Origin of the sequence: Mesorhizobium huakuii, from assembly GCF_014189455.1 — a bacterium.
GTDB classification, from domain to species: Bacteria; Pseudomonadota; Alphaproteobacteria; order Rhizobiales; family Rhizobiaceae; genus Mesorhizobium; species Mesorhizobium huakuii_A.
Map to the genome: position 1 here is coordinate 1,256,379 of NZ_CP050296.1, position 15,660 is coordinate 1,272,038.

Annotated in this window: 12 protein-coding genes and 1 pseudogene; 3 read left to right on the forward strand and 10 right to left on the reverse strand. The window is 64.4% G+C overall.

Translation table 11 applies throughout. The annotated features are described in order from the left end of the window. Positions 1-72: 72 nt before the first annotated feature. From HB778_RS06275 to HB778_RS06290, 5 genes are all read right to left on the reverse strand, one after another. A complete protein-coding gene (locus tag HB778_RS06275; RefSeq protein ID WP_244661832.1) occupies positions 73-1,413 on the reverse strand; it encodes an FAD-binding oxidoreductase in 1,341 nt (446 codons plus the stop codon). 44 nt (positions 1,414-1,457) lie between these two features. Continuing rightward, positions 1,458-1,631 carry a hypothetical protein gene (locus tag HB778_RS41325; RefSeq protein ID WP_244661833.1) on the reverse strand — a complete coding sequence of 58 codons (174 nt, stop codon included), beginning with the start codon at positions 1,629-1,631 and terminating at the stop codon, positions 1,458-1,460. 203 nt (positions 1,632-1,834) lie between these two features. Then, positions 1,835-2,077: a DUF1344 domain-containing protein gene (locus HB778_RS06280; RefSeq protein WP_183462375.1), complete on the reverse strand. Its 243-nt coding sequence runs from the start codon at positions 2,075-2,077 to the stop codon at positions 1,835-1,837. A 332-nt stretch (positions 2,078-2,409) separates the two neighbouring features. After that, positions 2,410-3,360 (reverse strand): DUF3137 domain-containing protein, encoded by a 951-nt coding sequence (locus HB778_RS06285; RefSeq protein ID WP_183462377.1) that lies wholly within the window; start codon positions 3,358-3,360, stop codon positions 2,410-2,412. Positions 3,361-3,551: 191 nt separating this feature from the next. Continuing rightward, the gene (locus tag HB778_RS06290; protein ID WP_183462379.1) at positions 3,552-4,619 is read right to left on the reverse strand and encodes a CapA family protein; all 1,068 of its coding nucleotides are present in this window, start codon (positions 4,617-4,619) and stop codon (positions 3,552-3,554) included. A gap of 160 nt (positions 4,620-4,779) precedes the next feature. Between HB778_RS06290 and HB778_RS06295 the strand changes: the two are divergent. Next, positions 4,780-6,036, forward strand: a pseudogene (locus HB778_RS06295) (hypothetical protein). Positions 6,037-6,382: 346 nt separating this feature from the next. On the opposite strand, the gene HB778_RS06300 reads toward HB778_RS06295, so the two are convergent. Beyond that, on the reverse strand, positions 6,383-7,645 hold the full coding sequence (locus tag HB778_RS06300) for a clavaminate synthase family protein (RefSeq protein ID WP_183462387.1): 1,263 nt from the start codon (positions 7,643-7,645) through the stop codon (positions 6,383-6,385). A 43-nt stretch (positions 7,646-7,688) separates the two neighbouring features. On the opposite strand from HB778_RS06300, the gene HB778_RS06305 reads away from it, so the two are divergent. After that, positions 7,689-8,615 (forward strand): LysR substrate-binding domain-containing protein, encoded by a 927-nt coding sequence (locus HB778_RS06305; RefSeq protein ID WP_183462389.1) that lies wholly within the window; start codon positions 7,689-7,691, stop codon positions 8,613-8,615. A 4-nt stretch (positions 8,616-8,619) separates the two neighbouring features. Here the strand turns inward: HB778_RS06305 and HB778_RS06310 are convergent, their stop codons facing one another. Genes HB778_RS06310 through HB778_RS06325 form a run of 4 tightly spaced genes read right to left on the reverse strand, consistent with a single transcriptional unit; the run spans position 8,620 to position 13,442 of the window. Further along, positions 8,620-8,898: a hypothetical protein gene (locus tag HB778_RS06310; protein ID WP_183462391.1), complete on the reverse strand. Its 279-nt coding sequence runs from the start codon at positions 8,896-8,898 to the stop codon at positions 8,620-8,622. Between the two features lie 11 nt (positions 8,899-8,909). Further along, on the reverse strand, positions 8,910-9,845 hold the full coding sequence (locus HB778_RS06315; protein ID WP_183462393.1) for a hypothetical protein: 936 nt from the start codon (positions 9,843-9,845) through the stop codon (positions 8,910-8,912). Next, on the reverse strand, positions 9,845-12,550 hold the full coding sequence (locus HB778_RS06320) for a hypothetical protein (RefSeq protein WP_183462395.1): 2,706 nt from the start codon (positions 12,548-12,550) through the stop codon (positions 9,845-9,847). Before HB778_RS06320 ends, HB778_RS06315 begins: the two co-directional genes overlap by 1 nt. Positions 12,551-12,572: 22 nt before the next feature. After that, entirely contained in the window at positions 12,573-13,442 is an 870-nt protein-coding gene (locus HB778_RS06325) for a protein-L-isoaspartate O-methyltransferase family protein (RefSeq protein WP_183462396.1), read from the reverse strand. Between the two features lie 517 nt (positions 13,443-13,959). Between HB778_RS06325 and HB778_RS06330 the strand changes: the two genes are divergently transcribed. Beyond that, on the forward strand, positions 13,960-15,594 hold the full coding sequence (locus HB778_RS06330) for a DUF2778 domain-containing protein (RefSeq protein WP_183462398.1): 1,635 nt from the start codon (positions 13,960-13,962) through the stop codon (positions 15,592-15,594). Positions 15,595-15,660 lie beyond the last annotated feature (66 nt).

Below are 15,660 nucleotides of genomic sequence, written 5' to 3' on the forward strand. Positions count from 1 at the left end.
TTCTCCTGCTACGCAACCCCGCTCAGCGCCTTGATGGCACGGTAGAAGGTCGAGGAAAACAGTTCCGTCGGGTCATAGTGTCGTTTCGTCGCCAGGAAGGCCGGCAGTTCGGGATAGGACGCCAGCAACTCCTTGGCCGTATAGTGCAGCTGGTAGGGCAGGAAGAACCGCCCGCCATGCTTGATCGTCACATCGATCAGCGCCCGCGTCAGCGCCCGCATCCTGGCATTGCCGTCGGCATCGGCCGGCTGGTTGATGTAGAGCACCAGCGAATAGGCCGGCTCCGGCGCGTAGGTCAGCGCCACATCCTCCTTGTGGACGATGCGCACAGAGGCATTGAGCACTGGCAGGGACTGGTTGCGCAGGATCCTCGCGCGCTGCGGTGATGAATGGATTATACGCAGCGCGCGGAATAAAATATTCGTGCAGGATGTCGGTCTCATCAGTCAGATCGTTGAACAGATACGGCACTGAATCGTGCATCGGGTTGTTGCGGGTGACGAGGCAGGCTTCACCCTGGGCCATGGCCGTCGTTCGGGCCACCGTGCAGGTCTCGAATTTCGGCTCCAGCGTCTTTTCGGTGAACCACTTCAGCTCCTGGAACAGGCTGCCCCATTTCGCCAGGTTGATGATCACCCGCTTCAGCCCGACCGAGCCCGGTTCGCCGATCGCCGGCTGGTCGGCCGGCGGCTCTTCGGCCACCTTGTCGTAGCGGTAGACGATCATGTCCTTGAGGAAATTGCCCGGGGCCGTCGACAGATGGCCGTAGAACAGGCCGATATCCTTGTTCGGCTCCAGCACCTCGGCAAAGAATTTCGGGAAATCGTCGGATTTGATGATTTCGCGCGAGGTGCGGTAGACGGCGTTGTCGACGACATCGAGCGTCGCCTCCAGCACCACGCCGAACAGGCCATAGCCGCCAACGACATGGCGGAACAGCTCGGTGTTCTCGGTTGGCGAGCAGGTCGTCACCGACCCGTCGGCCAGCATCACCCGCATCGAGCGGATCGAGCCGGCAACCGAACCCGCCTGGTGGTCCATGCCATGCGCGTTGACCGACAGCGAGCCGCCGACCGAAAAAATGTCGGTCGACTGCATCGCCTTCACCGCGAAGCGCGGGTGCAGCATGTTCTGGATGTCGTGCCAGCGCGCGCCGGGCTGCAGCGTCATGGTCTTTGCCGCCGCATCCACAGCGACCTTGTTGAATTTCTTGAGGTCGAGCACCAGCGCATTGTCGTCGAAGGCATGGCCGCCCATCGAATGGCGGATGGCGGCCAGCGACACTTTCAACCCGTTGGCCCGCGCGAAGGCCAACGCCTTGGCGATATGGTCCTCCTCGCTGACCTCGACGACGCCATAGATCGGCGTCCGCGACAGGCCGCTGGCGTCGTTGATGTCACCACCCTTCGCCAACCAGGGCAGCGAAGGATCGAAGGCCGGCGGACTGGCGATCGGCTTCAGCGCAGGGCAATGCCATCGATATCGGTGATGCGTCCGGCATTCTTCGGCCCCGAAGGCCCGCGCGCCAGCCGCGCCAAGGTGGTTCCGCCCCACAGCACCGCGCCGCCGACGACAGCCGCACCGAGTACCAGCCGGCGCGACAGGCGGAACCCGTTCTGTTCGTCAGCCATGCAGATCCCCCGTTGGCCAAGGGATAGCGCGGCTCTTTGGCAAAAACCATAGGGGCGCTGCCGGGGCAGCGTTCCGCCACTTCAGTGGCCCGGCGATCAGTCAACAGGAGCATGAAAATGGCCGATCCCCGAAGGAACCGGCCAAGACTGGAACAGGGTCTGAAAGTACGGTCAGCAGGTCTGCTGACGCATGACGCTCGTGTCTACGAAGCCTTCTTGATCGACGTCACCATGCCGGTCTTGTCGTCGACGGTCACCGCCACCTTGGCGCCGACCTTCAGTTTGCCGACCGCCGCGTCCGGTGACAGCTGGTAGATCTTGCCGTCGTCGAGCGTGATCGACTTGGTCGTCGGGTCGACCGCCTGTATGGTGCCCTGAACGGTCGCAGCATAGGCCGTGCCGAGGAAGGCGAGCAGAGCGGCGGTGGTTACGAGGGTTCTTTTCATCGGATGTACTCCGTGCTGTTTCGGTTTTCCGGGCCGTCGCCTTGGGTAACGACAGCACCGAACGAGCCGACACTGGGCCGGAAAGCCTGCTGGCCGCAAATCACGTTGAGTGAATTTTCGCAAAGGAAATCATAGGCTTAATTCTGACACATTGCTCGCGGGTCAACAGGGCTGGTGTCATCTCGCGCCAATCGCGTCAGCGAATTTTGCCATGAAAAGAGTCTGTTAGACGCCACATGGCTGCAATCATGCCACTGCCGTATTTGCCACCCGGCGAGATCACAAAAGATGTTCCGAGAAATCGACAAGGACACGTTTTGTTTCGACGCTGGCTAGCCCCCGTCCCTCGCCCCGATCTTGCGCACCAGGGCGGCCGTCGCCAGCATGGCGCCCATGTCGGAGATCATCGGCGCGACATGCCTGGTGTAATCGAGCGGCACCGAAATCTCCGGCAGCTCGAAGAAATTCTTTGCCTGCGGCAACAGCAGGAAACCATCGCCGCCATTGAGCGCGACACGCGCCGGATCGTCCGGCCAGGTTTCGCCGAGCCATTTCAGCGCCTGCGCCAGCCGGCCCATCACCAGCGGCCGCGCCGCCTCGACATTGTCGGTGCGGAATTCGTAGGCTGCATCAAGTTCGGGCACGCCGGATGACAGTTCCTGCATCTTGCTGGCGAACATGCCGCGGAAGAAGCCCATGACCGCATTGGTGCGCCGCGTCGCCACCAGTATCCCCGGAAACGGCTCGACGGCCTCGAACGCGACGATGACGCCCTTGAAGGTTGTCGCCTTGGTCTTGGTCGACGCCCCATCCCAAAGGTCAGCCTCGTAGAGTTCGAACGCAAACCCGTCATAGCGTCCCGATATGATATCGTCGAAGCGGCTCATGCTGGCGCCACCGACCGTCTCGCGCGGCAACCGGTCGAAGGAATTCGGCGTCACGTCGTGCTGGTAGCGCATATCCCCGATGAAGCCGAAGATGATCGGCATCAGCGTTTCGCGGAACGATTGCTGCAGTCGCGTCGCCGGCTTTCTGGCTCGGAAGTAGACCAGGATCGAAACGATGAAGCCGATGATATAGAGAAACACATGCGGCGTCGAAAACCATTGCTCGTTGGGATCGGCGACCTTGTTGAACAGCCAGGCGATCAGCGCCACGGCCACCAGCACCAGCCCGACGAACAGCGGCACCCGCCAACGCACCTGCCGCACCGCCGAAGCCCGCGCCGCCTCATAGGCCTCGATGTTCTTCCGGATGCCGGCGATGACCGTCTCATCCGGCATGAAATCCGCTGCTTCCACCGTCACCCCCCGCAAGCCTGACTATGCTCATGATAGCTGGTTGCAGGAGCGACGCCAGCCGGATGGCACTTCTTCCTTCTCCCCTTGCGGGAGAAGGTGGATCGCCGCGCAGCGGCGAGACGGATGAGGGGTGTTCCAGCGGAGTGAGACGCTTGCATTCCCTGGAACACCCCTCATCCGGCCGCTTCGCGGCCACCTTCTCCCACAAGGGGAGAAGGAAAGATCGCGCCCAACCGCTCCTCGACCTTTCCCCTCATCGCACCCTCCAGCCCCTCCACCGGCACGAGCCGTTCATGATCCCCGTCCCGCAGCCGCACGAACGGATGCATCTGGTAAGCCGCAATCGCACCACGCGACCCCGCATCCGCGCTGACATCCGCGACAAAAATCCCGCCAATGCGCCCCGGCCATGGCTGGCGGGCCAGGGCGGTGCCAAGGAAATCGCCGAGCCCATAGGCGACGACAGTCTCGCCGATCCGCTCCACCGGCTGCACCACATGCGCATGATGGCCGGCGATCAGCCCGACGCCCTGCCCGGCCAGGCGTCTGGCCAATGCCCGCGTCCCGGCACGCGGAAAGTGCCGGAACTCCCAGTCCCAATGCGGCACGGCGCAGAGGAGGTCGAAGCCGTTGCGCGGCCAGCCGGCCAGATCGCTGCCCATCGACACACGCCCGGCAAACAGGCTCTCATCTGCATTGCGCCATAGCGTGAAGGCTGCAAACCCGACATTCACCGGCCCGACCTTGACAGGCTGCACCGGGCCATCGGCGGCCAGTCCGATGATACGGATGCCAAGCCGCTCCAGCGCCGCCACCGTCTCGTCGAAACCGGCGACGCCCTGGTCGAGCGCATGATTGTTGGCCAGCGACAGCACCAGTTTTGCACACGCAATCCCGGTCGCCGCCAGCGCCTCGGTCAGAAACCGCTCGGTCATAGCATGATGCGTGCCGAGCTTTGTGCCGAGCATCGCGCTCGGCCTGTCCACGACAGGGCTTTCGCAATTGCCAATCACCAGATCGGCAGTGCCAAGCAGTGCCTTGATCGCCGGATCGCAATCCGGCGCCTGGCGGTTGGCCACCGCCGAGATGTCGCCGATGAAGGCAAGCCGCACCGTCTTTCCCGGCGGGGGCTCCATCAACGTCCCCGCCATCGGCGCAAACCCGTTGCCGTCGCCGCCAAGCGACGGTTTCAGGAAACGCGGCAGCCAGGACAGTTTGTAGGAAAGCGGATAGTTCGACACGCAATGCCCAATCGTTTGCCTTGTTTAGACTGTCCCGTGGGCGGGTTGAAGCCGTCGGCGATTAACGATGTGGACAGCGCATCGGCGCTGACAGGCGCGACGCCGCAAATAGCCGCAAATCTGTGTATGGTCGTCGGTGGCAAATGCTTGGGAGCGAAAGATGACACGAATAGCAAGCCTGCTGGCATCCGCATTCATTCTGCTTGTGCCGCTGTCTTCGGCGCATGCCGCCATGCCCGAAGCGGCAACCTCTTTGTTCGAGGCAAAGACCGTGGCCGCGCGCGACACCGCTCTCTCGACGCTGTAAGCCGCCGCGCCGAAAGATCCGGCATCGGCCTATGCCGCCGGCGCCGGCGAATTCTTCACAGCACTTGAACTGCTCGCCAGCGGCCTGCACCGCCACGGTTTTGAAAGCCCGCAATCCTTCATGCTGCCGCTGATGCAGCTGCCGGTGCCCTCCAACCCCAATCCCGAGCCGCTGGCCTACGAAGAGTTCCGCGCCATACTGGTCGGCTTCCGCGACCGGCTGGAAAAATCCGCAGCGACGCTGGGCTCGGTGCCGGCCGATGCCGATATCGGCATGGTCATCGACCTCACCCATGTCGGCATCGACCTCAACGAGGACGGCACCATCGCCCCGGATGAAAGCATGGCGGCGATCATGGCCGCGCTGTCGCACGGCAGCATTTCGCAAGGCGATACCGCGCCCGCGCTGACCTTCCGCTTCGACCGCGCCGACGGCTACTGGCTGCAGGGCTATGCCGAGTTCCTGATGGCGCAGGCCGATTTCTGGCTGGCGCATGATTTCAAAAACACGTTCGACGGCTCGTTCCACATGCTGTTCCCGCGCGCCAAGCTGCCGCTACAGGACATTCTTGTGCCGCCGCCGAGCGAAATGGGCTCGAGCATCTTCTCCTCGGAATGGCGCATCGCCGATTTCATCTCGATGGTGCACATGATCAACTGGCCGGTGGTCGAGCCGGAGCGCCGCAAGGCGGCACGCCAGGAATTGCTCGAAATGATCCGGCTGTCGCGCGAGGACTGGAAGGCGATCCGCGCCGAAACCGACAATGACCGCGAATGGCTGCCCGGCCCGCAGCAGAAGGGCGAGAACCCGCTGACCGGCCTCGAAGTCGGCGAGGAACAGGTGCAGGCCTGGCTCGCCGCTCTGACCATGGCCGAGGACCTGCTCGAAGGCCGCGCGCTGCTGCCGCATTTCCGCATCACCGGCAAAGGCATCAACATGAAGCGCTTCTTCGACGAGCCGAAGAACTTCGACCTGGTGCTGTCGATCACCGGACCGGGGATAGCGCCCTATCTCGAGAGCGGCAGGATACTGACCAGCGAGGATTTCGACCAGATCCAGCGCGAGTTCGGCGGCGGCGGGTTTTTGACGTTCGCGTTGTGGTTCAACTGACGAAAGCTTGGGTCCCTCGCCCCCGCAAAGCGGCTACGCTATGCGCACATTTTCTGTGACCGGCGTGACCGATCGGCCCGAGACTTGATTGCCACGTGGTTCCCCCAATCCGTCGCTGCTTCGCAGCGCCACCTTTCCCCTCCGGAGGGAAAGGAAGGGAGCGTTGCTGGACGAGCGTTGACGGCAGAAAGCTTGGTGCCTTTCCTCTACCCCGTCGATCGGGGGAGAGGTGGCTCGGCGAAGCCGAGACGGAGTGGGGGTCGACCAGCGCAGCATAAGGCAATGCATGCGTCAAGCTGCATGCCGCAGCGCAAAGCGGAGGCGAGGAAACCCTGCCCCGTGGCTCTCAGAAAATAGCCCCCTGATACAAAACCGCCTCCGCCTCATCAGGCGCAAACCGTCTGGCCAACGTCCGAAACGCGCTGTGCACGCCGTCGCGGTCGATGTTGCAGCTTCTCAGATGCCGCACGGCGAGCCTCGGGTCGAAGGCGCTGCGGCCGTGCAGGACGCGCTGATTGTCGAAGACCAGCACTTCGCCCGGCTGAAGCTGGTGCTGGAACTGGTTTTGCGGATCGCAGATCAGCCGCGTCAGTTCGGCCAGCGCCTCGATCAGCCCGTCGATCCGCTCCAGGGGCGCCCATTGCGGTGCGAGGCACCGGTCATTGTAGCGGATGCCGGTGACGGCGCCCGCCGCGTCGAGGCTGATGACATGCGCCTCGGCGCTGAAGAAGACCTCGCCTTCGTGCTCGCGGTGGAAGGTGACGCCGTGCCGCGTCAACAGATCGAACAGTTCGGGCGTACGCGTCCGCATCAGCTCGGCGACATGAAAGCCGTCGACCATCAGCGACGTGCCGCCGCTGCCCGCGCCCGTGCGGATGGCGTGGAAGAAGATGAAGCCCGGCGGCGCATAGCGGAACGGCTCGTCCGTATGCGGGATCTGCGCCCGCGCCGTCTCGCCCGCCACGCGTGCGTCCGGCCGCGAGATCAGGTCGAACACCTTGCCGTAGCTGGTCTCGCGGATCGGCCCGTAACGGCCGGCGACCCGCGCCGTCGCTTCCGTCTCGGCCGGCACGCCGGTCAACATGGCGATGCCGTGGTCGCGCAGCGCCCGCAGTGATTGGAACAGCGTCTCATCGTCCGCGACCACAGCGTCGAAGGCGAAGCGGCTAAGCCGTGCTGACAGATCGCTGTGCCACAATTGCGGCTGGAACCGGACCGGACCCGAGCCGCCGGCATGGCCAGCCAGGAAAGCCGCGTCGTACTGCGAGACATGCCCATCCTGCCAGATGGCGGTGATCTGCCCGGGCGTGGAGAGGTCAAAACTCTCGACATGAATGGCCTTGCCGACATCGGCCGGCGTCAGCCACCTCTTGCCCGAGGCGGTGTCGCCGCATTGCGCGCATTCGCAGGCGAGCCGCAGCCAGCGCGTCGAGAGTTTTGCCGAGCGGCCGTCGGCCAACTCGACGGCAACGCGTGCGCCTTCCAGGCGCATGGCGCGGATCGGCGCGCCGGCATGTCTTTGCTGGCTTGCTTGCTTTGGCGTGTCGAGCATCTGGTTTCCCCTGCGGTTGAATTTCTTCGACCAGCCTAGGCACGGAAAATTCTCCATTCAAACGAGTTCCCTTCTTCAAGTTTTGAGATAAATTCAAAACATGACGCTGAGAGATTTGCCGCTTTCCGGTTTACGTGCGCTGGTGGCGGCCGCCAGGGCCGGCAGCCTGACGCGCGCCGCCGAGGAGCTGGGCGTGACGCCCGGCGCCATCGGCCACCAGATCCGGCAGTTGGAAGAACGGCTCGGCGCCAAGCTGGTGCGGCGCGAAGGCAACGGCATCGTGCTCACCCGTGCCGCCGAGGCTGCCTTGCCCGACATCGATCGCGGCTTCGATGCACTCGCCACCGGCATGCGCCGGCTGCGCTTCGAGCGGCAGGCCGAGACCTTCACCATCTCGGCCGATCCATCCTTCGCCTCGCTCTGGCTGGCGCCTCGCCTTGCGATGGTACGGCCGGCTCTGGGGCGGCTCGAGGTCCGCATCGTCGCTTCCGTCGCGCTCGACGCCATGGCGGAGGAAGGCGTCGATCTCGCGATCAGCTACCGCAAGGGATCGGCATCGGACATCGCGGCGCTCGACCTCTTCACCGAACGGGTCATCCCGGCCTGCGCGCCGGCGCTGGTCGAGGCTCATGCCGGGCCGGACAGGGCCGAGGTACTGGACAGGACGCCGCTGCTGCATATCGACCCGATGATGGGCGACGATGTCTACCCCACCTGGCGGGACTGGTTCGCCGCGGCAGCGCGGCAAAGAAAGGACATCGACCAGGGCCCGCGCTTTGGACTGACCATCGTAGCGGCGCAAGCGGCGATCGCCGGCATGGGTGCGTTGCTGGCCAGCGAACTGGTGTTGCGCCGCCATCTCGACGCGGGCCATCTGGTCGAGATCGCGCGCGAAATACCGGCGCTGACCATCAAGCGCCGCATCGTCTGGCCCGAACACGGCCCGAAGGCGCGCCGCGCCGCGGCGGTGGCGGCGGCACTCCTGGCGTCCGCCGCCACCGGCATCGACGGCGCCCTGCCGCGATGAACCTCTAGAAAAACAACCGCTGGAGCCGCAGCAGCCCGGCCATGGCACCGGCTATCAGCGCGTTCGATATCACGCCGATCGCGGCGGTCGTCCAGGCGATGTCGCCGGATTGGCGGAATACCACGAACGGAAATCCGGCGGCGATGACGACAATCGCCACGAGCAATCCAAGCCAGCCCATGCCCGGCCGTTTGGCCACCCGACTGAGGAAATAGGCGATCCCGACCAGCAGGATCCTTAGTGGGTCCAATATCTGAGCGATGACAATGGCGGTCAGAAGCATGGCAAGAGGTCTTAGCGCGGAAACCCGTGCAGCCGGGCGAGCAGCGACTGCAGCGGATTGCCGACGAAGGCGCGGGTGACGAACGTGTCGTGCGCGGCATCCGAGGCGAGGAAGGCGATGGTGCCCGCTTCGAGGCGGCGCGGCGGATCGGAACTGGCATTGATGCCCTGGCCCGACAGCAACTGCCTGATCTCGGCATTGCCGGAGGCCGAGGATTTGCCATAGGCACTGACGAAGAAACGCTTCCGGTGCTGCGCGATCCAGCTGGCGAAGATGTCGGGTTCGTCGAAGACGGCGTCGAGCAGAATGACGCCGAGCAGGCGGCCATCGATGTCACCATTCCTGAGAATGAAAGCTGCCGGGTTGTAGCCGCCGCTATAGGCGACCAGCACCACCGGCATGGCGTCGAGCTTTGCCGCCTTGGTGCCGGTGAGTTTGGCCAATCCTTGTGCCGCCTCGGCCATGAAGCTGGCAAAATAGCCCGGCGTCCAGAAATTACCGGCGCTGGAATCCTGCGCATTGCTGGCGAATTGCGGCGCCACCAGAACGGCATTGAGGCCGGAGGCCTCGACCTGCGCGACCACCCGCTGGCGGCCGACCACGTCGCGCTGCAAGGTGGCGCCATTGCCGTGGAAGAACACCACAATGACCGCCGGCTTGGCCGGATCGAACCCTTTCGGCACGGCCAGCAACGCCGATCGGTCGGAATAGGTCTCGTCCTCCCAATAAATGCCGCCGCGCGGTGAGGTGTGGCCGCGCCTTCCATCCGCCGCCGTGACGTCAAGAAACGGCGCCGAGCCGTCGGGCAGCTTGCCACGGTAGGGGAAGGGCGATGCCTTGAACGGCACGATGGTCGAGATGGCCTTGTGCAAACGCGCCCCCTGGCTTGCCATCGGAAACACCGCCGTGGCCAGCAATCCGGCAACGATGGCGCGCCGGTCAGGCATCAGGCCGCCACCAGCCGCAAATCAGGTGCCTTCGACGGCAGCAGCACGGCGAAGAAGGCGGGGATGGCGATGAGGTAGGCGATGGCCGCCCATTGCAGCACGGCGCTCAGGCCGAAGCTGGTGGCGACGATCGGCACCGCGGCCGAGCCGATGACCGAGAAACAGCCATTGATGCCCCAGGCCCAGACGAACAGATGCTCCTTGCCGAGCCGCGCCAGCCAGGTCATGGCGGTGGCCATCGGCATGCCCATCAGGAAGGCCGGCGGCGACACCAGCAGGAAACAGAGCAGCAGCCGCACCGCATAGGGATAGGCGCCGATCCAGTCGAGCACCGGCGACAGATAGAAGCCGTACGCAAGCAACAGCAGGCAGACCGCCAGCAGCACGAGAGGCAGCAGCGTCCTGGCGCGGTCGAAGATGCGCTCGGCAAACAGGCTGCCGAGGCCGGAAAACACCAGCATCGACGAGATCAGCACCGAGGCCGACACGGTCGGGTTGGCGAGTGCCACGGTGAAGCGGCTGATCAGCCCGACCTCGACCATGATGTAGCCGAGGCCGAGACAGGCGAAGTAAAGAATGGTGCCGAGCTTGCCGCGCGAGCGCGAGAACACGATGCGCCAGCCGAAGATGACCGGCAGCAGCACCAGCGATGCCGCGGTGATGCAGGCAATGCCGAGCGTCGCCCAGATCAAGAGATAGCCCCAATCGTCCTGGAACAAATCGAGCCGGTCCAGCGTGCGCGGCAGGTCGGCAACCTTCACATAGGCGGCGAAATAGGGCTGGTCGTTGCTCAGCGCCCGCGCGTCGAAGACATAGTCGCCGGCAAGCTTTTCCCAGCCGCCGGTCAGAAGCGCGTGCCAGGCCATGCGCTGCAGTTCCGTCGCCGGCAACACTTGCGGGCCGGTATCGCCACCGGCACCCGCACAGGCGTCGAGCGTCGGGTCGGCTGGCGCCGTCGGGTCGCAATCGGGATTTCCAGGCGCGGTCGGATCGGCGGGCGCGGTCGCATCGGCGGCGGGCTGCGTCAGCGTCGCATCCTGTCCGCTGCCGAAGATCGAGGCGCGGTAATCATCGAGCACCTTTTGCGCGCCCGAACCGTCATAAACCATTCCTGGATAGTAGACCTCCTCCCAGGACATCGATTTGGTGTAGTCGCGCAGCGTCTTGATCTCGGCCTCGGTGAAGCCGCCGCGCTTGAACAGAACGGTCGTGGTCGACAAGTAACTCGACACGGCGAAGACGTCGTTGGCGGCGCCTTGTGGATCAAAGGTTTTCGCCGCCTCGGCGATGGTCGAATAGAGCTTCAGCACCGATTTCGGCGGCTCTTCCTTGTTCCACAAGGTGATCGACAGCACGCCGCCATCGGCCAGCGCATGCATGTAGCTCAGCATTGCTTCGCGTGTGTAGGCGTATTTCTCCGAGATGGCGAAGCCGCCGGGATTGGACAGGCCGACGCTGTCGGCGAGGCTGAGATCGATGACGTCGTAGCGCTCCGCCGTGTTGGCGAGGAACAGCCGCCCGTCATAGTCGATCACCTTGAGCCGCGGCTCGGCAAGGATATCGCCGGTGACGTCTTTCAGGATCGGATCGCGGAACGCCCGCAGCGTCATCGGATTGCTCTCGGCGACAGTCACCGAGGTCGAACCGGCATTGAGCGCCGCCTGCGTGGAGATCCCGCCGCCGAACTGCACGACGAATGTCTTGGGCTTGTCCTTGATGACATAGGGGTAGTGCATCGGCAGATAGCGGAAATAGACCTGCTCGGCCGGCGCCAGATTGCGCATGATGCCTTCCGGCCCGTCGCCGTCGCGATACATGCCGACATAGGTGTTGGCCGGCACTTCGGGCATGCCGAAGGCGGCATTGTCGCTCAGGCCGGGCGCGAAATGCATGTAGGAGCTAGCATAGACCTGCAAGTCGCCGAACGGCGAGACGCTGCGGTAGATGCGCTTGCCGTCCGGAAAATTGCGGGCATAGGCGACGCCCTTGTACTGCGACACGGCAATGTCGGGGATGCCGAGCAGGCCCGGCAGCATGAGGTAGCCGGCGATCGACAGCGCCGCCACGACGACGCCGGCGACGACACTCTTCCAGGCACCGAAGGCGATAAACCACAGGATCGAGCCGACAGCCCACAGCAGCAGCGGCACGACGATGATGGTTTCCGGCGCGAACAGATAGAGCGACACCAGCACGACGAGACCGGCGAGACCAGAGCCGGTGAGGTCGGCGAAATAGACGCGGCCGAAGGCGGTGCGGCTTTTCAGGAAGACGATGCCGAGGAAGAACGCGCCGGCCAGGAACGGCAGGAGATAGAGCAGGAAGTTGGCGAGCAGCCGCCATTTCTGCGCCGGGTCGGACACCAGGAAGATGGCGTTGAACGGCACCGTCTGGGCAACCAGGTTGGCGCCGACGGCGAGCGGGCCGATCAGCAGCAGGGCCGCCGTCGCCGCGCCTTGCCAGTGGCGGTCGAACCAGTTTTTGCCGGCGAAGATGACGACACTCGATAGTGAGAAGCCAAGCATGGCGAGGCTGACCACCAGCGAACCGAAATGCGACCAGCTGCCGACGGCGAACACCCGCATCACCGCGATCTGCAGCGCGATGATGGCGCCGGCGATCAGCCCGACCGCCAGGTAATGCGCGAGCCGAGGCGCCTCCAGCGAGGCGATGCTTGGTCGAGAGGTCGATACGACAGCCGTCATTCAGGCCCCTTGATGCGGCAACTCAACCGTTGTGCGTGCCGACGATCTGGTCGCCTTCGAGCTTGGTGAACGGCACGAACGGCACCACCTTGCCATTATAGATGTCCGAGCGGACGATGTTGAATGTGCCGTCGGCGAGCTGCTGCTTGATCACCTTGAGCACGTGCTGGGCGCCCGGCGGGCCGACCGGGATGACCATCACGCCATTGGGCTTGAGCTGCTGCAGCAGCGACGGCGGAATGTGGTCGATGCCGCAGGTGACGATGATCTTGTCGAACGGGCCGACGCTCTCCCAGCCATAATAGCCGTCGGCATTGCGGCTGGTGACCGAGCCGAACACGCTGTAGCCGCGATCGATCAGCCCGTCATAGGTGCGCCGCGTACGCTGCGCCAGCGGATTGATGATCTCGATCGTGTGCACCTTGTCGGTGAGGTTGGCGAGATACGCCGACTGGTAGCCCGAACCGGTGCCGACTTCGAGCACGGCTTCGCCGAACTGCACGTCGATGGCCGTCGTCATGCGTCCGACCAGATGCGGGCCGGAAATGGTCACGCCATAGCCGATGTCGAGGAAGGCATGGTCATAGGCGCGCCCCAGATTCTGCGGCAGCACGAATTCTTCCCGTGGCGTCGAAAGGAAGGCGCGCTTGTTGCGGTCGTCCAGCACGTCCTTGTTGTAGACCATGATCTGGAAGCGATCGAATCGCTCGGCCAAAAACTTCGGATCCTCGCCGCGATTGGCCACCATCCAGTCGATGAACGCTTTTTTGTCGCTCAACGGCACTTCGGCATTGCGGTCGTAGGGCACCGGCAAGGCAGCCCTGACGGTCGCCGGAAGAATGGAGAACGCCGCCGCACCCGCCGACAGCGTCAAGAAATCCCGACGCTTCATGGAAAAAGCCTCCAAAAGTGGCCTTTGCCACCCCAAAACCAAGCACTTCAACCCGATTGCACCGCCTCCCAAAACGAGTCAATGGCCGTCAGGAGACGGGCGTCCAACCGGGGATTTTGTTGCAAGCGGGCAACAGTTTTGCCAGTCGATCGGGTCTTTTTCAGTCACGGCAAGCGACAAGCGACCCACGCTTTGTTCCGGGAAATATGCATTTTTGCTAATTTAACACGGTCCGTTCTGCTTGACTCGGCCGCCAAAAACAGGCAGCAAACCTGCTTCGGAAGGGCTGTAATACCGCGTGCATGATCGTGGACGAGCCTTTTTGGCACAAAGTCCACGTCTCTCTGTTGGTTTTGAGAGGGATTGGTTAACCAACTTTGTCCATATTTTGAAGCAATCGGCAACCAACGACAGGCGCGGCAAACGCGTCGGGGACCACCTGGGATCACTCACAGAATGGTCGTCGCGGCTGACAAGGCCACGTACGGGGAAAACCGATTGGAGCAAGATTGGTTGCATGGCGTTGTCGAGTAAACACAAAATAATCTGGGGCCAGCGCGAGGGCGGCGAGTTCGTCGATGCGCAGCGTGCCCCTTCCTTCAACCCGAAACGGATCGTCCGCTGGGTCGCGGTGCCCGGTGCCAGCGCCGCCGTCGGCCTGTGGCTGATCGGCACCATGGCCGGCCTCAGTTCCGTCGGCGCCTCGCTTTCGGCGACGTCGGGCGGCGGCCTGCCGCAGACGCTGGCCATGCCGGGCTCGCTGGCGATGGCCGATCCGCTGAAGCAGCATTTCCTCAGATCTTCGGCGCCGTTCGTGCTGGCCAATGCCCATGGCGGCGCGCAGGCCCTGCACGACCACGCCGTGCAATGCGGCGCCAGCTGCTTCAAGCTGGCCCGTGTGAGCCCGCTGGCGGAGAAATCCGCGCGCCTCGTGGCGCAGGCAAAGCCGGAGCAGCCAATCCTGAAGTCGAAGGCGCAGGAGCGCTTCGAACGCATGGAAGCGTCGCTGTCGCCGACCAAGCTCGCCGCCGCCTTTGCCGGCGCCGGCAAGCCTGTTGCCACGGCCGACGCCCGCCCGGTGATTTCCAAGGCCGCGCCGCAGATTATCGAGGCGTCGCTGGTGCCGTCGGCCCAGGTTATGGCCAGCCTGTCGGATGACATGCCGGCTCCTGCGGCGGAACGCTTCGCCCGTGCCGACACCGGTTCCGTTGTCGTGCAGACCGCGCCGGCGCCGACGGGCTTTGCCCAGTCGCAAACACCCGACAACGCACAGCTGGCGCTGGCGCTCGTCGAGTCGATGCCGGTCGATGACGAGGCATTCGCCTCGCCGCTGCCGATGACTGAATCCTCGGCCGATGTTGCGGTTGCGCCAGTCGAGACCCAGCAGCAGCAGCCTGGCGACGCCGCCTCGCTGCCGGATGCGCTGACCGACGACGTGCCGCTGCCGAGCCGACGCCCGCAGTACGACACGCCGCAGCCCAAGGCCGTGGAGCAGGACAGACCCGCGCCGCAGCCCAAGGTTGCTCCGCCCAAGATCGCGCAGCAGAAGCCGGCGCCGCAGGCGAAGCCGGTCCAGCAGGCACAGCAGCCGACAAGGCCGGCCCGGACCGGCCGGTCTGGCGAGGGCGGCGATGTGCTCGCCTATGCCAAGCCGGACACGCCTTCGGGCGGCCTCGGTCAGGCGTTCAGGAACCTTTTCAACGGGCCGGGCGGCGGCAGCGGAGCCGGTCACGGCGTCGCCGTCTATGACATCAGCGCCAAGACCGTCTACATGCCGGATGGCCAGCGGCTCGAGGCGCATTCCGGTCTCGGCGCCATGGTCGACCAGCCGCGCTATGTCCACGTCAAGGATCGTGGCCCGACGCCGCCCAACACCTACAATCTGTCGCTGCGTGAATCCCGCTTCCATGGCGTCGAGGCGCTGCGCCTGACCCCGGTCGGTGGCGGCAACAAATACAACCGCAACGGCCTGCTCGCCCACACCTACATGCTGCGCGGCGGCCGCGCCGAGTCCAATGGCTGCGTCGTCTTCCGGGACTATGCCCGCTTCCTCGCCGCCTTCAAGAAGGGCAAGGTCACACGTCTCGTCGTGGTGCCGCGCCTGAACGGATCGCCGACACAGGTGGCGACGGACAACGCCCGCGGCGCCTGACCGCGACAGGCAGGCGCCCTTCGGCACCTGCCTCCTCCTGACAGCCTTCTGTCAGGAGCCGCATCC